Raw genomic sequence first — 333 nt, 5'->3', positions numbered from 1 at the left:
CTCCAACAGACTGGCCCTGCACAGCATCGAAACGTTGCACCCCGACATTGTGGTCATCGCGCAAAAGGACGGACACGACAAGACCGACTGGAACGGCATCGCGATCCGGCTCAAGGGTTACGGCGTGAAACACGTGGTGCTGATCGGTCCTCTGCCCCAGTGGAGTCCGTCGCTGCCCAGCGTCATCGCCAGCCGCCATTGGGGGCTGAATGAATCACACATCAGCGACCCGGCCCTCGGCCAGAGCGTCATGGCGGTGGATCAGGCGACCCGGCAACTGGCGGCGTCGGCGGATATCCAGTTCGTCTCCCTGATCGACAGACTCTGCGTGGC

General features: G+C 63.1%; 1 pseudogene. It reads left to right on the top strand.

Features of this window, described 5'->3' with window-relative positions:
* Positions 1-333, top strand: a pseudogene (locus EE949_RS29060) (acyltransferase family protein); the annotation flags it as partial.

Origin of the sequence: Pseudomonas viridiflava (assembly GCF_900602065.1) — a bacterium.
In the GTDB taxonomy this organism is placed as follows: Bacteria; Pseudomonadota; Gammaproteobacteria; order Pseudomonadales; family Pseudomonadaceae; genus Aquipseudomonas.
The sequence above is the reverse complement of the archived record's forward strand: the minus strand, read 5'-3'. Positions and strand labels throughout refer to the sequence as shown.